Here is an 18,276-nt window from a genome sequence, read left to right as displayed (position 1 = left end):
GGGCAGGGCTTGAAAAATCAGCGCTTCCCTAATGGCTGGTGATTTTTTAAACTGTTCAGTCCGCTCGCCCATCCGGGCAGCGCGCATATTGCATTTGCTACGAGGAAGACCATGGCCCGCGTAACCGTTGAAGACTGTCTAGAACACGTGGATAACCGCTTTGAGCTGGTCATGCTGTCTACCAAGCGTGCCCGTCAACTGGCCACCGGTGGTAAAGAGCCTCTGGTTCAGTGGGAAAACGACAAGCCTACCGTTGTTGCCCTGCGTGAAATCGCTGAAGGCCTGATGAGCTACGAGTTTATCGCCAACGCTGAAATCGTCGAAGACGAACCGCTGTTCGCAGCGTTCGAGGACGAGTCCAACGAGGCGAACTAAGCCTATGCCCGGTCGACGTAGCACGGCGAAGGGTTCACAGTTTTGGCAGGAGGCTCCCTCTTGCCGAGCATAGACGCCCTCGCCGATCGCTTGTCGGCGTACCTCGGCCCGGACCAGGTTAATCTGGTCCGCCGAGCGTACTACTACGCAGAACAAGCCCACGACGGCCAGCGCCGACGTAGCGGCGAACCTTATGTCACGCATCCGCTGGCAGTCGCAAATATCCTTGCCGATATGCATATGGACCATCAAAGCCTGATGGCAGCCATGCTGCATGACGTGATCGAAGACACCGGTATTGCCAAGGAAGCGCTGGTTGCGCAGTTTGGCGAAACCGTGGCAGAACTGGTTGATGGTGTCAGCAAGCTGACCCAGATGAACTTCGAAACCAAAGCCGAAGCGCAAGCCGAAAACTTCCAGAAGATGGCCATGGCCATGGCGCGGGACATCCGCGTGATTTTGGTCAAGTTGGCTGACCGCCTGCACAACATGCGCACCCTCGAAGTGCTGTCCGGCGAAAAGCGCCGGCGGATTGCCAAGGAAACCCTGGAAATCTACGCGCCCATCGCCAATCGGCTGGGCATGCACAGCATTCGCATCGAATTCGAAGACCTCGGTTTCAAGGCGATGTACCCGATGCGCTCAGCGCGCATCTATCAGGCCGTCAAACGCGCCCGGGGCAATCGCAAAGAAATCGTCAACAAAATTGAAGAGTCGCTGAGTCACTGTCTAGCCATTGATGGTATTCAGGGCGAAGTCAGCGGGCGTCAAAAGCATATCTACGGCATCTACAAAAAGATGCGCGGCAAGCGCCGGGCTTTCAACGAGATCATGGACGTTTATGCGTTCCGCATCATCGTCGACAAGGTGGATACCTGCTACCGCGTGTTAGGCGCTGTACATAATTTGTACAAGCCGCTGCCGGGCCGCTTCAAAGACTACATCGCGATTCCCAAAGCCAACGGCTATCAGTCGTTGCATACCACGCTGTTTGGCATGCATGGCGTACCGATCGAAATTCAGATCCGTACCCGTGAAATGGAAGAAATGGCCAACAACGGGATCGCGGCGCACTGGCTCTACAAATCCAGTGGTGATGAGCAGCACACCGGTACGCATGCCCGGGCGCGGCAATGGGTCAAAGGCGTGCTGGAAATGCAGCAACGCGCAGGTAACTCCCTCGAATTCATCGAAAGTGTGAAGATCGACCTGTTCCCGGACGAGGTCTATGTCTTCACGCCCAAGGGCCGGATCATGGAGCTGCCCAAAGGCTCCACGGCGGTCGACTTTGCTTACGCCGTACATACCGACGTGGGTAACAGTTGTATTGCCTGTCGGATCAATCGCCGTCTCGCACCGCTGTCCGAGCCGCTGCAAAGTGGCTCCACGGTCGAGATCGTCAGTGCTCCGGGTGCACGCCCTAACCCGGCCTGGCTCAACTTTGTGGTCACTGGTAAAGCCCGCACGCATATCCGTCACGCGCTCAAGTTGCAGCGTCGTTCCGAGTCCGTGAACCTGGGCGAGCGCCTGCTGAACAAAGTGCTCAACGGCTTCAACAGCTCGCTGGACAAAATTGCGCCCGAACGCGTTCAGGCCATGCTCAGCGAGTACCGCCTGGAGCACATTGAAGATCTGCTGGAAGACATCGGCCTGGGTAACCGCATGGCCTATGTGGTCGCCCGCCGCTTGATGGGTGAGGGTGAGCAATTGCCAAGCCCCGAAGGTCCGTTGGCCATTCGCGGTACCGAGGGCCTGGTGCTCAGTTATGCCAAATGCTGCACGCCTATTCCGGGTGATCCGATTGTGGGTCACCTGTCGGCGGGCAAAGGGATGGTTGTGCACTTGGACAACTGCCGCAATATCAGTGAAATCCGCCACAACCCCGAAAAATGCATCCAGCTTTCGTGGGCCAAAGACGTTACCGGCGAATTTAACGTCGAGTTGCGCGTCGAGCTGGAACACCAGCGTGGCTTGATTGCGCTGCTGGCCAGCAGCGTGAACGCCGCCGACGGCAACATCGAGAAGATCAGCATGGACGAACGCGATGGTCGTATCAGCGTGGTCCAACTGGTGGTCAGCGTGCACGATCGTGTGCATCTGGCCCGCGTGATCAAAAAACTGCGTGCCCTTACCGGGGTTATCCGCATCACTCGGATGCGTGCATAGGCCGTTACAAATGGCCATTTCAAGGAGTCACACATGACCAAGACTGTTATCACCAGCGACAAAGCACCTGCTGCCATCGGTACTTATTCCCAAGCGATCAAAGCTGGCAATACCGTCTACATGTCCGGTCAAATCCCGCTGGACCCAAAAACCATGGAGCTGGTTGAAGGCTTTGAAGCCCAGACCATCCAGGTATTTGAAAACCTGAAATCGGTAGCTGAGGCCGCGGGTGGTTCGTTCAAAGATATCGTCAAGCTGAACATCTTCCTGACCGACCTTAGCCATTTCGCCAAGGTTAACGAGATCATGGGCACCTACTTTGAGCAGCCGTACCCGGCGCGTGCAGCCATTGGCGTAGCAGCCCTGCCAAAGGGTTCGCAGGTTGAGATGGACGCGATTCTGGTCATCGAGTAACACCCTCGGCGCAGCGTCTTCATGCTGCGCCAACCCTCGCTTTTCCCCGTTTTAAAAGGATTCCACTATGCGCAAAGCGCTAGTCTTGTCACTGCTCACCGTTTTTCTGGGTGGCTGTGCCAGCGAACCCGCCCACCGCGATATCAGTGGTATCTGGATCAACCAAGCAGCGATTGATGCGGCGGCCAAAGGTGGCAACCTGCGTGAAGCGTTGCTGGCGTATGGCCCTAACCTTGAGTGGGACATCGACACTCAAACCGCTCAAGCCCGCTACACCAATGGCTTTGAGCGAGTGGAGGGCAAGCTGCAACCCGAAGACAAGGGCGTGTGGCAAGTCGATTTCTATGGCAGTTCGGCAACGGCTTTGAGCCTTGCAGGCGAAGAGCTGGTACAAGCGGCGGCAGACGCCGATCCTCAACAGGTCTTTGCCCGCTCGTCAGTGAATGTGGCGGCGCAAGATCCGCTGGGCACCAGCTTTGAAAAAGCCCTCAAAACGGCTTATCTGGGTGGCCAATGGCGTATTGCCGAGGGTGCAGGCCAAGGCGCCAGCGTGACCTTTTTGGCTGGCGGGCAGCTCAAGGGCTTGCCGGGCATGAACGCCTACGCCCTGTGCCTGGCAGGTGATTGTGCGTCGATGAGCGGCGAATACGACAGCCTTTGGCTCCAGCAAGGTGAGACCGGTGCGGCTCACATCTTTGTGCGCAATGGCAAACAGCTCGAAATTTTTGAAGCGCTGGATGCCTCCCAGCCAGACGAAATGCCTCAGTTGTACCCCGGCAAGCGCGAATGGGTGCTTGAGAAGCAGCGCTGATCACTCCCAACGCCCCGCAGGCTGCGAGCCTTTAAGGTCAAAAGCGCGCAGCCTTCGCCAGCTCATGCGTAATCAGTGTGCTTTGCCAGGCTGTCCCGCCAAAATCGCCGCATAACCTTCGCGATAGCTTGGGTAGCGCGGCTCCCATCCGAGGGCCTTGGCGCGTGCATTACTGCAACGCTTGCTCCCCGCCCGCCTTACGCTTGCCTCTTCAGACCACTCGGTCACGCCCAATTGCTCCCGGAGCCAGTTCACAACCTCTGACAATGGCGCGGGAGCATCATCGACCCCGATATAGCAGTCCTCCAACGTTTTGCCGTGTTGATGAGCCTCAAGCAGATAGGCCAGCAGTCCACCCGCGTCATCGGCGTGGATGCGGTTGCCATAAAGAGGCGGTTCAACAGCCACGCGATAGCCCTTGCGCACCTGCCCCAGCAGCCACTCCCGGCCAGGACCGTAGATCCCGGTCAAGCGCACTACGCTGGCGGGAATGCCGCTGTTCAAGGCGATCTGCTCCGCGTCCAGCATGATCCGCCCCGAGTAATTGGTAGCCTCGGCCGGTGAGGTTTCATCGACCCACTCACCTGCCTGCTGCACATAAACACCGCTGCTGGAAACGAACAGCAGGTGTTTGGGTTGTTGATTATGTTGCTTGAGCCAACTGAGCGTGCGTTTGAGCGCATCGACATACGCGGCTTGGTAACCCGCTTCGTCGTGCTCGGTGGCGGCGACGCTGTACACCACATAGTCGATTTGGCCCGTGGGCCATTGCGCCGGGCACGGGTCTTTAAACAGGTCGGCCGCGACGCCATTCACGCCTTCAGGCAGTTGATCGATGGATCGCCTTAATCCGTAAACCTTCCATTCGTCCTTCAGTAACTGAGTGGCGAGTCGACTTCCGACATCGCCACAACCGACGATCAAGACAGAGGCGTTGGGCATCTCAAACTCCTAATGAAAAGCTGCAAAGCGGCCAAAAAAGGTCAGACGTTGGTCGTGACCTTGGAAAAAAACAGGTGCTATTGCTTTTGTTAACAAGAATTACTTGCAATAATAACGCATCATTTGTCCTTGGTCTTACACGCGTTGTAGGGCAAAACCTCAAAACTTCTCAGGTCCGGCTAGCATGACACGCAATCATTCCACCGCTTCGCCAACCCAGCTGTTGAGCCCTGCACGCCTTTGGCGTGGTGTGGCGGCGCTGATGTTCAGCCTGTTGCTTGCTCCGGCTGCGGCATTTGCCGATGAGCCAGCGAACGCTGCCGTACCTCCTGCAACCGTTAGTGCCGCTGCCGCTGATGCCACCGCGCCTGTTGCAGCGCCGGGTGCTACAGATCCAGCCCAGGCTGAGGGTGTTGTGGCCCCTGCGGATGACGCACCACAAATCGTCGCCGAAGAAGACAACAGCTTGGGCATGGCCCATGACCTGTCGCCGTGGGGCATGTACAAAAATGCCGACATCATCGTCAAAATCGTGATGATCGGTCTGGCAATCGCTTCGATCATCACGTGGACCATCTGGATCGCCAAAGGCTTCGAAGTGCTGGGCGCCAAGCGTCGTCTGCGCTCCGAAATCGCCAGCCTGAAAAAAGCTCGCACCCTTAAAGAAGCCAGCGAATCGGCCACTAAAGAGGGCACGCTGGCTCACCTGCTGGTACAAGACGCCCTTGAAGAGATGCGTCTGTCGGCCAATAGCCGTGAAAAAGAAGGCATCAAAGAGCGCGTCAGCTTCCGTCTTGAGCGTCTGGTTGCGGCGTGCGGTCGCAACATGAGCAGCGGCACAGGCGTGTTGGCCACCATTGGTTCGACAGCACCGTTCGTGGGTCTGTTCGGCACCGTGTGGGGCATCATGAACAGCTTTATCGGCATCGCCAAAACCCAAACCACTAACCTGGCCGTTGTGGCGCCGGGTATTGCCGAGGCGCTGTTGGCCACGGCATTGGGCCTGGTAGCGGCGATCCCTGCGGTTGTGATTTACAACGTTTTCGCCCGCTCCATCACCGGCTACAAAGCTCAGGTGGCGGACGCATCGGCTGAAGTGTTGCTGCTGGTTAGCCGTGACCTTGATCACCTGCCGCCTGAGCGCAGCTCGCAACCGCACATGGTGAAAGTGGGGTAATCGGCCATGGGCCTGCATTTGAAAGAAGGCGCAGACGACGATCTGGCCGAGAACCACGAAATCAACGTCACACCCTTTATCGACGTAATGCTGGTACTGCTGATCATCTTCATGGTGGCCGCACCGCTGGCCACCGTGGATATCAAGGTTGACCTGCCCGCGTCCAGCGCCAAACCGGCGCCGCGCCCCGAGAAACCGGTGTTCCTTAGCGTCAAGGCGGATCAGCGCCTGTACCTGGGCGAAGAACCCGTCACCGTTGAAGCGCTGGGTCCGACTCTGGACGCCCGTACGCATAACAACAAAGACACAACGATCTTCTTCCAGGCCGACAAGGGTGTGGACTACGGTGACTTGATGAGCGTCATGGATGCATTGCGCGCAGCCGGTTACTTGAAGGTCGGGTTGGTCGGACTTGAGACGGCAGCCAAGAAATGACCATAGCGCGCCAAAAGATGACGCGTTACGCAACCAGCCTGGCCGTGGTGTTGGGTGTCCATGCAGTGGCGGTAATACTCGCCCTGCAATGGTCTAACCCGCGCGCAATCGAACTTCCGCCCCAGGCGATGATGGTCGATCTCGCGCCGCTGCCGGCACCGCCTCCTCCTGCGCCGCCGAAAGTGGTGACACCACCACAACCGCCGGCTCCAGTAGAAGAGTTGCCGATCCCCAAGCTGGCCGAAGCGCCCAAGCCGAAGATTTCTGTTCCCAAGCCGGTCAAACCCAAGCAAAAGCCTCAACCGCCCAAGCCTGTGGAAAAACCTGACCCGGTCAAAGAGAAACCTTCAGAAGAGAAACCGAGCGACGCGACGCCGACCAAGGCGCCCAGCGAGAAGTCAGCCGCACAGACCCGTGGCCCTTCGGCGCAACAACTGGCAGCCAAAGCCAGTTGGGAAGGTACTTTACTGGCCCACCTGGGCAAGTACAAAAAGTACCCGGCTGCTGCTCAATCGCGGGGCAAAGAAGGTCTGAACCGTCTGCGCTTTGTAGTCGATGCGCAAGGCAAGGTGCTGTCCTACGAATTGGTCGGGCGCTCAGGCAATGCTGATCTGGACCGGGCCACCCTGGAAATGATCCGTCGGGCACAACCTCTGCCCAAGCCTCCGGCTGACATGCTGACCAATGGCAGCATCGAGATCGTGGCACCCTTCGTTTATTCCATCGATAAACGTCGACGCTGATACCAGAAAGGGCACCGTAAGGTGCCTTTTTTGCATCTGCTGTATAGATAAAAACCGGCAAGCGCGTGATTAGCGACTGTAGCTCTGTGGGTAATGTCTGATAACGTGCGTCTATCGATTGCAGCCGTTATGCTTCGGCCCGCAGCCTCATGGACGCCCGCTATGACCCTTACAGAATTGCGCTACATCGTTACGCTTGCCCAAGAGCAGCACTTCGGCCACGCGGCCGAGCGTTGCCACGTCAGCCAACCGACCCTGTCGGTGGGCGTGAAAAAACTGGAAGACGAACTCGGTGTGCTGATTTTTGAGCGCAGCAAAAGCGCCGTGCGCCTGACGCCTGTGGGCGAGGGCATTGTTGCCCAGGCCCAGAAGGTACTGGAGCAAGCCCAAGGCATCCGTGAATTGGCGCAGGCGGGCAAAAACCAGCTCACCGCACCGCTCAAGGTCGGCGCGATCTACACCGTAGGTCCTTACCTGTTCCCGCATCTGATTCCACAACTGCATCGGGTCGCCCCGCAAATGCCGTTGTACATCGAAGAAAACTTCACTCACATCCTGCGCGACAAGCTGCGTAACGGTGAGCTGGACGCGATCATCATCGCCCTGCCGTTCCATGAGGCTGACGTGCTGACCCTGCCGCTCTACGACGAGCCGTTCTACGTGCTGATGCCGAGCGAGCACCCGTGGACCAAAAAAGACACCATCGACGCCAGCCTGCTCAACGACAAGAGCTTGCTGTTGCTGGGTGAAGGTCACTGCTTCCGCGATCAAGTGCTTGAGGCGTGCCCCACCCTGACCAAGGGCAATGACGGCGCCAAGCACACCACGGTCGAATCCAGCTCGCTGGAAACCATCCGGCACATGGTGGCCTCAGGCCTGGGCATTTCGATCCTGCCGCTCTCTGCTGTCGACAGTCACCATTATTCCCCCGGTGTGCTGGCCGTACGCCCGCTGACCCCGCCAGTGCCGTTCCGCACGGTGGCGATTGCATGGCGTGCCAGCTTCCCTCGGCCTAAAGCGATTGAGATCCTCGCGGACTCGATCCGTCTGTGCTCGGTGGCCAAGCCGCCTGCGGCGACGTAAGAACTGTTATGACCGAGTTGTCGAATGTGCCGGTCACGGCGCTTAAGGGCGTGGGAGAGGCGATGGCCGAGAAATTGGCCAAAGTCGGGCTGGAAACCGTGCAAGACGTGCTGTTTCATTTGCCGTTGCGCTATCAGGACCGCACCCGCGTTGTGCCGATCGGGGCGTTACGCCCCGGTCAGGATGCGGTGGTCGAAGGGCGGGTGATTGGCACCGATGTGGTCATGGGCAAGCGCCGCAGCTTGCTGGTGCGCATCAATGACGGCACGGGTGGCCTGAGCCTGCGTTTCTACCACTTCAGTAATGCGCAAAAGGAAAGCCTGAAGCGCGGCACTGAAGTGCGTTGCTATGGCGAAGCGCGTCCCGGCGCGTCGGGGCTGGAAATCTACCACCCGGAGTACCGTGCCATTACGGGCGATGAACCACCGCCGGTCGACACCACGCTGACCCCGATCTACCCCACCACTGAAGGCCTGACTCAGCAGCGCTTGCGCCAACTGAGCCTGCAAAGCCTGGCGATGTTGGGGCCACGCAGCCTGCCGGACTGGTTGCCGCGCGAGCTGGCCAAAGACTATCAACTGGCGCCTTTGGATGAGGCGATTCGCTATCTGCACCAGCCACCGGCCGATGCAGACGTTGAAGAACTCGCCTTGGGCCATCACTGGGCACAGCACCGCCTGGCGTTTGAAGAACTGCTGACCCATCAGCTGTCTCAGCAGCGTTTGCGCGAAAGCTTGCGCTCGCAACGTGCGCCCGCCCTGGCTAAAGCCCGAACGTTGCCTGAGCAGTTTCTGCGCAACTTGGGCTTTTCCCCGACCGGGGCGCAAGTGCGTGTCGGCAACGAAATTGCCTACGATCTCAGTCAGCCCGAGCCTATGTTGCGCCTGATTCAAGGGGATGTGGGGTCGGGTAAAACGGTGGTGGCGGCGATGGCCGCCTTGCAAGCGCTGGAGGCGGGTTATCAAGTGGCGCTGATGGCGCCCACCGAAATCCTCGCCGAGCAGCACTTCATCAGCTTCAAGCGCTGGCTGGAACCGTTGGGGCTTGAGGTGGCATGGCTGGCGGGCAAACTCAAAGGTAAGGCGCGTATCGCTGCACTGGAGCACATCGCCAACGGCGCGCCGATGGTGGTGGGCACGCACGCCTTGTTTCAGGATCAGGTGCAGTTCAAGCGCCTGGCGCTGGTCATCATCGACGAGCAGCACCGTTTCGGTGTGCAACAGCGCCTGGCCCTGCGTAATAAAGGCGTGGGCGGCGTCATGTGCCCGCATCAATTGATCATGACCGCGACGCCGATCCCGCGCACCCTGGCCATGAGTGCGTACGCCGACCTCGACACCTCGATCCTCGACGAACTGCCGCCGGGCCGAACCCCGGTTAACACGGTGCTGGTGGTCGACACGCGGCGTTTCGAAGTCATTGAGCGAGTGCGTGCGGCCTGTGCCGAAGGGCGTCAGGCGTACTGGGTGTGCACGCTGATTGAAGAGTCTGAAGAACTGACCTGTCAGGCGGCTGAAACCACCTTTGAAGACCTCTCCAGCGCCTTGGGTGAATTGCGCGTCGGGTTGATACACGGGCGCATGAAAGCTGCTGAAAAGGCTGAGGTCATGGCCCGGTTCAAAGCCGGCGAGTTGCAATTGCTGATTGCCACTACGGTGATTGAAGTCGGCGTGGACGTGCCCAATGCCAGCCTGATGATCATCGAAAACCCCGAACGACTGGGCTTGTCGCAGTTGCACCAATTGCGCGGGCGCGTCGGTCGAGGCAGCGCAGTGAGCCATTGTGTGCTGCTGTATCACCCGCCGCTGTCGCAAATTGGCCGTCAGCGTTTGGGCATCATGCGCGAGACCAACGATGGTTTCGTCATCGCCGAAAAAGACCTCGAACTGCGCGGCCCCGGCGAAATGCTTGGCACCCGGCAAACCGGGCTTTTGCAGTTTAAAGTTGCCGATTTGATGCGTGACGCCGACCTGCTTCCCGCTGTTCGCGACGCGGCACAAGCCCTGCTGGAACGCTGGCCCACCCACGTCAGCCCTTTGCTGGACCGCTGGCTGCGCCACGGTCAGCAATACGGGCAGGTTTAAAGGCGCGTTCAGTAAATAGATCAGCGGCCGATTAACTGTCTGATTACCACATTTGAGTTGTAAGAACCGGACACACACCATGACTGAAGTTGCCAGCGCCCCAACTGTTCCCCACACGCCGTCGGTTATTCGACAGCTGCTTGGCGAGTTGGCCATCCCGTACCGGGAAGTCATTGACCACCCCGGCCTTAACCCCGCACGCAAAGTTCAAGCAGCGTTGCTCGATGACACGGTCGGCGCGCTCATGGTGCTGTTTCCGCAGAGTCACTTGCTTGACCTCAATCGTCTGGCCGAGCTGATCGGGCGGCGCATGACGACTGTCGCGCCCGCGCACCTTGAGCGTATGCTCGGCAAGCATGAGCTGACGCTGCTGCCAGGTTTGCCGGCCCTCACCAGTTCGCCTTGCCTGTATGAAGAACAGCTGCTGCAACAGCCCTTGCTGTTGATTAACGCCGGTGAGCCGGGGCTGTTGCTGGAGATTTCTCAGGAACACTTCAAAAGCATGCTGACCAAGGCCAGCGCAGGGCGTTTTGCCGAGCCGCTGGAAGCCATCAAGCTTAATCTGGACCGCCCGGATGAAGACGGTGATGCCATCACTCAAGCGGTGCACGCGTTCACTGCGCGCCGTATTCAGCAGCGTCTTGAAGCGACAATCGAAATCCCGCCGTTGGCCGAAACCGCCCGCAAAATCATCCGCCTGCGCGTAGACCCCAACGCCACCATCGACGACATCACCGGTGTTGTCGAAACGGACCCTGCGCTGGCGGCACAAGTCATGAGTTGGGCGGCGTCACCGTACTACGCTTCGCCGGGCAAGATCCGTTCAGTTGAAGACGCGATCGTGCGCGTACTGGGCTTTGATCTGGTGATTAACCTGGCACTGGGGCTGGCGCTGGGTAAAACCCTGAGCCTGCCCAAGGATCACCCGCAATCGAGCACGCCTTACTGGCAGCAGTCGATTTACACCGCGGCGGTCATTGAGGGGCTGACCCGTGCCATGCCCCGGGCCGAACGCCCTGAAACCGGTCTGACGTACCTGGCGGGGCTGCTGCACAATTTTGGCTATCTGCTGTTGGCCCACGTGTTTCCGCCGCACTTCTCGCTGATTTGCCGTCACCTTGAAGTCAACCCGCATGTCAGTCACAGCATGGTTGAACAGCATTTGCTGGGTATTACCCGTGAGCAAATCGGCGCCTGGCTGATGCGCTATTGGGACATGCCGGACGAACTGGCGGCGGCCCTGCGGTTTCAACATGACCCGCACTACGCCGGTGAACATGCGCAGTACCCCAATCTGGTGGGCGTGGCGGTGGGGCTGCTGCGCAGCCGTGGCATTGGGCACGGCCCATACGACCCGCTGCCTGACGCGCTGTTTGAAAGCTTGGGCGTAACGCGCGAAAAAGCCGAAGACGTCGTCAGCAAAGTGCTGGAGGCCGAGGTGTTATTGCGTGAGCTGGCCGCCCAATTCAGTCAGGCCTGACCTACGGGGCCAGGTTGGCCGAAGAACAGCGCGCAGCGCTACTCCCTCCTCGTAGAAGCTGCCAAAGGCTGCCACGGTCGAAGTCCGGGTTTAAGCCTTTGGTTTTTTACGTGGTTTCAGGTACTTGGTCAGGCCCTGGAACCAGATCACCAGTGCAGGGTTGCCCTTGATCTGGATCGACTTGTCCTGAATCCCGGTCATGAACGCCAGTTGTTTGTTCTTGGCCTGCATGGTCGCGAAACCGTAGGCCGCATCTTTGAAGGCGATAGCAAACGCAGGCTCGGGGTACAGCCCTGAGTGGCTGGTAATGCGCTGGTTTTTGACTTTGAAGTGACGGGCGACGCTGCCGTCCAGGGTTTGCAGCTGGAACACCAGGTCTTTGTCGACCAGTTGTTGGGCAAACGCCGGGTTTTTTCGGCTGGCCCTGCTCATCATGAAGCCCAGCATCCAGAGCAGAAAACGAAATTTCATGTACGCGGCCTCAAGGGAAAAATAAATGGCCGGCGCAGTGTAACGATTTGTTCAAAGAACGCCATATATCTGCATGGATAGGCGTAGATGGGGGGCGTTTTGCCACTTATGGCCGCACGATTGTCCTGTCGCTATCAAGAATGGGCCGCCAGCCGCGCCAGCTTGCCCATTCTTCAAGGCCTCATGTGACGAAAGGCCGGTTTGTCACTAAGGGTTGACGCTGTCTTTCAAGAACTTGCCCGGTTTGAACGCAACGGTGTTGCTGGCCTTGATCGTGACTGGCTGACCCGTTTGCGGGTTTTGGCCGGTGCGGGCACCGCGGTGGCGTTGAACAAAGGTGCCGAAGCCAACCAGCGTGACGCTGTCTTTGCGATGCAGGGCTTGGGTGATTTCTTCGAGCACGGCATTGAGCACGCGGCTGGCTTGCTCTTTGGTGAGGTCAGCCTTTTCCGCGATAGCGGCGGCGAGATCGGGTTTACGCATGATGAAGCCTCTTTGACGGTTTTTTGTTGTTATGTCCGTGCTGCTCTCAAGGGAGCAACGCCTTAGGCGCCGCAGGCTCTACTCTGCGGCAGACCGGTGTGAGAATGGCATGCGGCCAAGGCCGGCGCCAGCTTCGATCCGGCCTTTGTTGAGCCAAGGCAAAGGCATATGCGACAGAGTTGCCAGTGTTTACGCCAAAAGTGCAGGCAGCTCTTTGTTGAGGGCCAGTTTTTCGCGAACGGCCTCACCGGTCAGTGCATAACCTAGCAATTTGCCATCTGCGTCGCGGCACACCGCCTTGATGTCTGGGCCGCTGCCTTCGACCGACCAAACGCCTTCATACCCTGGGGGCACAGGCGACACCACCAGCGGGCACACCGGTGTTTTTACCGTGATGGGCATGGCGCCATAGCTGACAGCAGTGGGGTTGCCAGCCAGGGTTTTGGCCAGTGCCCGGGCGCAGCTCATCAGCGGCATGACATACAGCAAACTCAGGCCCTCAACCTGCGCGCAGTCACCCAGCGCGAAAATGTTGGCGTGGGAGGTCTTGAGCAGGCGGTCCACTTCAATCCCGCGATTGACCCGAATCCCGGCCGCGGCGGCCAAATCAGTCCGTGGGCGCAAGCCAATGGCTGACACCACGACGTCACAACGTATGACGCTACCATCAGACAAATGCGCCTCAACCCCGTCCGCAGTGCGTTGCAGGCGCGTGAGTATCGGGCCTAGGTGCAAGCGTGCGCCGATACCTTCAAGAGCGGTTTGCACCGCTGCTGCTGCCGCAGGATGCAATAACGTGGGCATGACTTGCTCGCAAGGGGCGACCAGATCCACGTCATAGCCGCCTGCGATCAGGTCATTGGCAAACTCGCAGCCGATCAGGCCGGCCCCCAGTATCAGTACGCGGCGCTTGCCTGCGGCGGCGGTGCGAAAGCGTGCGTAATCTTCCAGGTCGTTGATGGGGTAAATAGCGTCCTGCGCATCGCCTTCAACGGTCACCTGCACCGTTTGCGCGCCCCACGCCAGAATCAGGTCGCGATACGGCACGGCTTCTTCACCGATCCACAACTGCTTGTGGCCGGGATCAATCCCGCTGATGCGCGTGTGGGTGCGCACTTGGGCGTTCAGTTGCTCAGCCATCGCTCCGGGGCTGGCCATGCTCAGGCCGTCGGCGTCTTTGTTTTTACCGAAACCGGTGGACAGCATGGGCTTGGAATAGGAACGCCCGTCATCGGCGGTGATCAACAGCAGCGGCGTTTCGCTGTCCAGCTTGCGAAATTCCCGGGCCAGGTTGTAGCCAGCCAGCCCGGTGCCAACGATCACGACAGGTGCGTTCATTCCAATCTCCCTAAAGGCGAAACTCAAAAAGGTATCAGTTGATTTCGATCATTTCGAAATCCATTTTGCCTACGCCGCAGTCCGGGCACAGCCAGTCTTCGGGCACGTCCTGCCACAGCGTGCCGGGGGCGATGCCATCATCCGGCCAGCCATCGGCTTCGTTATAAATCAGTCCACATACGATGCATTGCCACTTTTTCATGGGGGTATTTCCTTGGGTTCAGGCTTTGGCGAGGGCACAGACTTTTGCAGTGACGCTGTGTTGCTCGTCGAGTTCAGGGCGTTTTGTACGGATCAAAACCGGTAGATGCAAGCGAGATTGCAGCCAATCGGCACTCAAGCGCTCATTCGGGAGGCAGCGTGATAAGCTCGGCGCCCTCAATGGCTGCCAATTATGACCGACTGTGCCGCACATGACTTCCCCGTTGATCTCCCCCGTCTGGCTTGAACAAAGCCGCCTTCCTGCGTTGCCCGATGAACACACCCTAAACTGGTTGTTCGATCAAGGCTCGTTGACCCTTCGTCTCACAGCTCTTTCTGAGAATAACTTCAGTGTCTTGCCCTTGTTTGAAGGCTGGCAGACCTTGCGCGAGGACGAATGCGCCGCGCTCGACCTGCCTGGTAACAGCCGGGGCTGGGTGCGCGAAGTGTATTTGTGTGGGCACCAGCAGCCCTGGGTGTTTGCGCGCAGCGTAGCGTGCCAAAGCGCACTTGAAGCGGGCGGCTTGCACATGGACCAGCTGGGCACGCGTTCTTTGGGGCAATTGCTGTTCAGCGATGAGGCGTTCGAGCGCGGCGCGTTGCAGGTGTGCCATTACCCGCGCGAGTGGCTGCCCCAGGCCGATCAGGTCGATACGCTCTGGGCGCGACGGTCGCGCTTTGTTCGAGGAAAGCTGAGCGTGCTGGTGGCTGAGGTGTTTTTACCCAAACTGTGGGCCGCCGTGAGTGCCCGGTCGGAGAACAACTGATGTACGTGCGTCTGCTTAAATCACTCAACCGTTTGAACCCTCGCGCATGGGACTTTATTCAGTTAACGCGCATGGACAAGCCCATCGGCATTTACCTGCTGTTGTGGCCCACCTTGTGGGCGCTGTGGATTGCGGCCAAAGGTGTGCCGTCGCTGAGCAACCTGCTGATCTTCGTCTTCGGCGTGATCCTGACCCGTGCCGGCGGCTGTGTGATCAATGACTTTGCAGATCGCAAGGTCGATGGCCACGTCAAACGCACAGAACAACGGCCGTTGGTGAGCGGAAAAATCAGCGGCAAAGAAGCGTTGGTGTTTTTTGCCGTGCTAATGGGGATCAGCTTCCTGCTGGTGCTGTGCACCAATGCGCCTACGATCTGGCTGTCATTCGGCGGTTTGGCGTTGGCCGCCAGCTACCCGTTCATGAAGCGATACACCTACTACCCGCAAGTGGTGCTGGGCGCAGCCTTCTCGTGGGGCATGCCGATGGCGTTTACCGCCGAGACGGGCAGCCTGCCAGCGGCGGCGTGGTTGCTGTACATCGCCAACCTGCTGTGGACGGTGGCGTACGACACCTACTACGCCATGACGGACCGCGAGGACGACCTGAAAATCGGGGTTAAGTCGACCGCTATCCTGTTTGGCGACGCAGACCGGGTGATCAACCTCAGCCTGCAAGGGTTGGCGCTGGGTTGTCTGTGGCTGGCCGGCACCCAGTTTGAACTGGGTGGCTGGTTCCATATGGGGCTGTTGGTGGCCGCGGGCTGCTTCGTGTGGGAATTCTGGTACACCCGCGACCGCGATCCACAACGCTGCTTCAAGGCCTTCTTGCACAACCATTGGGCGGGTTTGGCGATCTTTGTCGGCATCGTCCTCAACTACGCGTTGGCGTGATCCCACGCCACCCGTAGTCGTTGCCCGCCTCTATGGCTTGGGCATCAATCGCAACGTGCTGCGGGTATTGAGCTGCACGTCGGCGTCCTCCATGTACGGCTTGTCGTAGCGCCCCTCGATGTAGCTTTGCGCCTGATCCTTGTAGTGTTTGTCGAACGGCACGCCGCTCTGGCCCACCGGGTTGATGGTCAGCGTGTGGGTGGGATCGGCAAAGTCGATCAGGCGCCGCGTAGACGGTCCGTAACCCACCGCCCAAGGGGCAGGGCCGAGTTTTGCGGACAAATTGTTGGGGACTTCATGGCTACCCGGCGCTGCGAAAGGTCCGACATTGAACAACCAGTCCAGTGGTTTTTGTTTACCCAGCGGATGCTCGTGGGTCAGGGTGTGCGCCCGGCCCCATTGCCACTGCGCGGGGTCGTCGCCCAAGGTGGCCTTGAGTTGAACGAGGCTGTTGCGCCAGGCAACGTTGACCGTGTCCGCCCGGGTCTCTTTGGTCAGCGTGTGACGATTGTCCCACCACGGCGAGTCCGGGCTGGCGACCAGACGCGGCAGCGCCTCATCGATCACGCGGGTGGTCAGCAGGATGTCAAAAAACGCATCGCCCAACTCGTCGTGCATGGCGGCATCCGCCAGGCTGAACAGCAATTGGTTGAACAGCGTGGCACTCGTTGAGTCCAGCGGGTAATCGCCCTTCCACTGCGCCAATTGCTCAACCAACTTAAGCTCGGCCGGGTCGCTGACACCCTTGCGCAGTATCGGCAACAGAGGCTTGAGTACGCGCTGCGCATAGTCGGTGGTGGTGCCCAACTGCAACGCCTGGCTGTTTTTCAGGTTCCATTTCACGCTGGCGTCGCTCAGTTGGCGATTGAGCTGTTGACCACGATCGGCCAGGTTGTAATAACCGGGAATCTCCAGCCCGGTGGGCGATACCGGCTGAAAGTTGGCCGACACGATGTAGCCGCGCGGCGGGTTTACCTCCTGCGGGTTGGCACTGAAAGGGTAGAAGCCCAATTTGTCTGCCTGCGCGCTGCTGCCGTCCAGAATGAATGCCGGGTTGACCCCGGCCGGGCGCTTAGGCAGTTGCGCCGCCGCCCACCAGCCGATATTGCCCTGGGCATTGGCCCACACCACATTCAACCCCGGCGCCTGAATATACGTGGCAGCCTTGCGCGCCTTGCTCACGGTGTTAGCGCGGTTGAGTTGGTAAAAGCCTTCCAGGATTGGATTTTTGGTCTCCAAAAAGCCCCACCACATGGCAATCGGCGTATTGCCTGCAATATCGCCCAGCACATCGTTAACAATCGGCCCGTGTGGCGATTGACGCAGCACCAGCGTGACCGGCGCCTGGCCTTTGACGGCAATCTCTTGCTCGGTGCGAGTCATGTCGACCCACTGGCCGTGGTACCAGACCTGATTGGGATTTTTGGGGTGGGTCTTTTCGGCGATCAGGTCCAGGTCATCGTTCTGGAACATGGTCAGGCTCCAGCCGAACTCGCGGTTGTTGCCCAAAAAGGCGAACGGCACCAGCGCCTGATGGTAGCCGTACAGCTCAAAATCGGGCGCAGACAGCTGCGCTTCGTACCACACCGAGGGCACTGAAAAGCGAATGTGCGGGTCGCCCGCCAGCAACGGCTTGCCGTTTTGCGTGCGTCTGCCGGACACGGCCCAAGCGTTGCTGCCCTCAAACTGCGGCAAGCCAGCCTGACTCAGCGCACTGTCGCTGAGTTGCGCCAGAGCACCCAGGGTTTTCCAGTCGTTGGCCGCCAGCGCCGGGGGCACGACGCCCTTGGGTTGCCATTGCAGATCGAAAACCTTGAGGTAGTCGCTGCCCAATTGATCACGTACGTAGGTGAGTAAGGGTTCAGTGCGAAACGCCGCCGCAAAGCTGTAGGCCATGTAACCGGCGATGCTGATGGTGTCTTCGGCGGTGAAGGCCCGCGGGGTGATGCCCAGCACGTCGAACTCCACAGGTTTGGCGTGGGTGGCCTGATATTGATTGATGCCGTCCAGGTAGGCTTGCAGCGCCTGCCACGCAGGGGACTGCTGATCCAGCGCGTTCACATAGGTGGCTGCGCGTTCGCGGATGCGCAGGCTGCGAAACAGCTTGTCAGTTTCTACCAGCTTGGGCCCGAGGATTTCGGCCAGTTCTCCGCGGGCCAGGCGGCGCATGATTTCCATCTGAAACAGCCGGTCTTGCGCCTGCACATAACCCAGCGCGCGGTACATATCGAGCTGATTACCGGCGCGAATATGCGGCACGCCGCGCTCGTCGTAACGCACGGTGACAGGCTCTTTAAGCGTATACAGCTCGACCTGGCCCTGACGCGAGGGCAACTTGCTCTGTACGTACCAGACCCCTCCCCCGGCCACTGCGGCAACGACAAGGGCGATGACGGTCAGACTGCGTTTCATGGGT

Annotated in this window: 18 protein-coding genes; 12 read left to right on the top strand and 6 right to left on the bottom strand. The window is 59.2% G+C overall.

Annotation, left to right across the window (positions count from 1 at the left end):
• Positions 1 to 111 precede the first annotated feature (111 nt).
• From rpoZ to AP059_RS20695, 4 genes are all read left to right on the top strand, one after another.
• Complete coding sequence (gene rpoZ, locus AP059_RS20710; RefSeq protein ID WP_016782707.1) at positions 112 to 375, top strand: DNA-directed RNA polymerase subunit omega; 264 nt, start codon at positions 112 to 114, stop codon at positions 373 to 375.
• Positions 376 to 435: 60 nt separating this feature from the next.
• The gene (gene spoT / locus AP059_RS20705; protein WP_048363865.1) at positions 436 to 2,541 is read left to right on the top strand and encodes a bifunctional GTP diphosphokinase/guanosine-3',5'-bis pyrophosphate 3'-pyrophosphohydrolase; all 2,106 of its coding nucleotides are present in this window, start codon (positions 436 to 438) and stop codon (positions 2,539 to 2,541) included.
• A 33-nt stretch (positions 2,542 to 2,574) separates the two neighbouring features.
• Entirely contained in the window at positions 2,575 to 2,955 is a 381-nt protein-coding gene (locus tag AP059_RS20700; RefSeq protein WP_019828190.1) for a RidA family protein, read from the top strand.
• Between the two features lie 67 nt (positions 2,956 to 3,022).
• Entirely contained in the window at positions 3,023 to 3,766 is a 744-nt protein-coding gene (locus tag AP059_RS20695) for a hypothetical protein (RefSeq protein ID WP_059765887.1), read from the top strand.
• Between the two features lie 72 nt (positions 3,767 to 3,838).
• On the opposite strand, the gene AP059_RS20690 is transcribed toward AP059_RS20695, so the two are convergent.
• Positions 3,839 to 4,708, bottom strand: a complete 870-nt coding sequence (locus AP059_RS20690) for an SDR family oxidoreductase (RefSeq protein ID WP_059765885.1) — start codon at positions 4,706 to 4,708, stop codon at positions 3,839 to 3,841.
• A gap of 184 nt (positions 4,709 to 4,892) precedes the next feature.
• On the opposite strand from AP059_RS20690, the gene exbB reads away from it, so the two are divergent.
• The 6 genes from exbB to AP059_RS20660 all read left to right on the top strand — a co-directional run bounded on the left by exbB (position 4,893) and on the right by AP059_RS20660 (position 11,710).
• On the top strand, positions 4,893 to 5,885 hold the full coding sequence (gene exbB, locus AP059_RS20685) for a tonB-system energizer ExbB (RefSeq protein ID WP_059765883.1): 993 nt from the start codon (positions 4,893 to 4,895) through the stop codon (positions 5,883 to 5,885).
• A gap of 6 nt (positions 5,886 to 5,891) precedes the next feature.
• Positions 5,892 to 6,320, top strand: a complete 429-nt coding sequence (gene exbD, locus AP059_RS20680) for a TonB system transport protein ExbD (protein ID WP_059765881.1) — start codon at positions 5,892 to 5,894, stop codon at positions 6,318 to 6,320.
• Positions 6,317 to 7,063 (top strand): TonB family protein, encoded by a 747-nt coding sequence (locus tag AP059_RS20675; RefSeq protein ID WP_059765879.1) that lies wholly within the window; start codon positions 6,317 to 6,319, stop codon positions 7,061 to 7,063. The genes exbD and AP059_RS20675 overlap by 4 nt, the downstream gene beginning before the upstream one ends.
• 162 nt (positions 7,064 to 7,225) lie before the next feature.
• Positions 7,226 to 8,146: a hydrogen peroxide-inducible genes activator gene (locus tag AP059_RS20670; RefSeq protein ID WP_048363871.1), complete on the top strand. Its 921-nt coding sequence runs from the start codon at positions 7,226 to 7,228 to the stop codon at positions 8,144 to 8,146.
• An 8-nt stretch (positions 8,147 to 8,154) separates the two neighbouring features.
• A complete protein-coding gene (recG, locus tag AP059_RS20665; protein WP_059765877.1) occupies positions 8,155 to 10,230 on the top strand; it encodes an ATP-dependent DNA helicase RecG in 2,076 nt (691 codons plus the stop codon).
• Positions 10,231 to 10,309: 79 nt separating this feature from the next.
• Positions 10,310 to 11,710, top strand: coding sequence for an aminoacyl-tRNA deacylase and HDOD domain-containing protein (locus tag AP059_RS20660; protein WP_059765874.1), 1,401 nt, complete (start codon positions 10,310 to 10,312; stop codon positions 11,708 to 11,710).
• A 90-nt stretch (positions 11,711 to 11,800) separates the two neighbouring features.
• On the opposite strand, the gene AP059_RS20655 is transcribed toward AP059_RS20660, so the two are convergent.
• The 4 genes from AP059_RS20655 to AP059_RS20640 form a co-directional block, all read right to left on the bottom strand.
• On the bottom strand, positions 11,801 to 12,181 hold the full coding sequence (locus tag AP059_RS20655; RefSeq protein WP_048363874.1) for a hypothetical protein: 381 nt from the start codon (positions 12,179 to 12,181) through the stop codon (positions 11,801 to 11,803).
• A gap of 207 nt (positions 12,182 to 12,388) precedes the next feature.
• Positions 12,389 to 12,664, bottom strand: coding sequence for an HU family DNA-binding protein (locus AP059_RS20650; protein WP_048363875.1), 276 nt, complete (start codon positions 12,662 to 12,664; stop codon positions 12,389 to 12,391).
• 189 nt (positions 12,665 to 12,853) lie between these two features.
• The gene (locus tag AP059_RS20645) at positions 12,854 to 14,002 is read right to left on the bottom strand and encodes an FAD-dependent oxidoreductase (RefSeq protein WP_059765871.1); all 1,149 of its coding nucleotides are present in this window, start codon (positions 14,000 to 14,002) and stop codon (positions 12,854 to 12,856) included.
• A gap of 34 nt (positions 14,003 to 14,036) precedes the next feature.
• A complete protein-coding gene (locus AP059_RS20640) occupies positions 14,037 to 14,204 on the bottom strand; it encodes a rubredoxin (RefSeq protein ID WP_003437744.1) in 168 nt (55 codons plus the stop codon).
• A 211-nt stretch (positions 14,205 to 14,415) separates the two neighbouring features.
• On the opposite strand from AP059_RS20640, the gene AP059_RS20635 reads away from it, so the two are divergent.
• Complete coding sequence (locus AP059_RS20635) at positions 14,416 to 14,970, top strand: chorismate--pyruvate lyase family protein (protein WP_165599951.1); 555 nt, start codon at positions 14,416 to 14,418, stop codon at positions 14,968 to 14,970.
• Complete coding sequence (ubiA, locus tag AP059_RS20630; protein WP_059765865.1) at positions 14,970 to 15,860, top strand: 4-hydroxybenzoate octaprenyltransferase; 891 nt, start codon at positions 14,970 to 14,972, stop codon at positions 15,858 to 15,860. The genes AP059_RS20635 and ubiA overlap by 1 nt, the downstream gene beginning before the upstream one ends.
• A gap of 30 nt (positions 15,861 to 15,890) precedes the next feature.
• Here ubiA and AP059_RS20625 read toward each other — a convergent pair whose 3' ends face one another.
• Positions 15,891 to 18,272 carry a penicillin acylase family protein gene (locus AP059_RS20625; RefSeq protein ID WP_059765863.1) on the bottom strand — a complete coding sequence of 794 codons (2,382 nt, stop codon included), beginning with the start codon at positions 18,270 to 18,272 and terminating at the stop codon, positions 15,891 to 15,893.
• Between the last annotated feature and the right edge of the window lie 4 nt (positions 18,273 to 18,276).

The organism is Pseudomonas sp. TAA207, from assembly GCF_001529285.1.
In the GTDB taxonomy this organism is placed as follows: Bacteria; Pseudomonadota; Gammaproteobacteria; order Pseudomonadales; family Pseudomonadaceae; genus Aquipseudomonas; species Aquipseudomonas weihenstephanensis.
The sequence above is the reverse complement of the archived record's forward strand: the minus strand, read 5'-3'. Positions and strand labels throughout refer to the sequence as shown.

Coding starts and splice junctions, on each gene's coding strand:
- AP059_RS20645 (WP_059765871.1), bottom strand. CDS start 14,002: ATGAACGCACCTGTCGTGATCGTTGGCACCGGGCTGGCTGGCTACAAC.
- AP059_RS20640 (WP_003437744.1), bottom strand. CDS start 14,204: ATGAAAAAGTGGCAATGCATCGTATGTGGACTGATTTATAACGAAGCC.
- exbD (WP_059765881.1), top strand. CDS start 5,892: ATGGGCCTGCATTTGAAAGAAGGCGCAGACGACGATCTGGCCGAGAAC.
- rpoZ (WP_016782707.1), top strand. CDS start 112: ATGGCCCGCGTAACCGTTGAAGACTGTCTAGAACACGTGGATAACCGC.
- recG (WP_059765877.1), top strand. CDS start 8,155: ATGACCGAGTTGTCGAATGTGCCGGTCACGGCGCTTAAGGGCGTGGGA.
- AP059_RS20700 (WP_019828190.1), top strand. CDS start 2,575: ATGACCAAGACTGTTATCACCAGCGACAAAGCACCTGCTGCCATCGGT.
- AP059_RS20655 (WP_048363874.1), bottom strand. CDS start 12,181: ATGAAATTTCGTTTTCTGCTCTGGATGCTGGGCTTCATGATGAGCAGG.
- AP059_RS20670 (WP_048363871.1), top strand. CDS start 7,226: ATGACCCTTACAGAATTGCGCTACATCGTTACGCTTGCCCAAGAGCAG.
- AP059_RS20675 (WP_059765879.1), top strand. CDS start 6,317: ATGACCATAGCGCGCCAAAAGATGACGCGTTACGCAACCAGCCTGGCC.
- AP059_RS20650 (WP_048363875.1), bottom strand. CDS start 12,664: ATGCGTAAACCCGATCTCGCCGCCGCTATCGCGGAAAAGGCTGACCTC.
- AP059_RS20625 (WP_059765863.1), bottom strand. CDS start 18,272: ATGAAACGCAGTCTGACCGTCATCGCCCTTGTCGTTGCCGCAGTGGCC.
- AP059_RS20635 (WP_165599951.1), top strand. CDS start 14,416: ATGACTTCCCCGTTGATCTCCCCCGTCTGGCTTGAACAAAGCCGCCTT.
- ubiA (WP_059765865.1), top strand. CDS start 14,970: ATGTACGTGCGTCTGCTTAAATCACTCAACCGTTTGAACCCTCGCGCA.
- AP059_RS20690 (WP_059765885.1), bottom strand. CDS start 4,708: ATGCCCAACGCCTCTGTCTTGATCGTCGGTTGTGGCGATGTCGGAAGT.
- exbB (WP_059765883.1), top strand. CDS start 4,893: ATGACACGCAATCATTCCACCGCTTCGCCAACCCAGCTGTTGAGCCCT.
- AP059_RS20660 (WP_059765874.1), top strand. CDS start 10,310: ATGACTGAAGTTGCCAGCGCCCCAACTGTTCCCCACACGCCGTCGGTT.
- AP059_RS20695 (WP_059765887.1), top strand. CDS start 3,023: ATGCGCAAAGCGCTAGTCTTGTCACTGCTCACCGTTTTTCTGGGTGGC.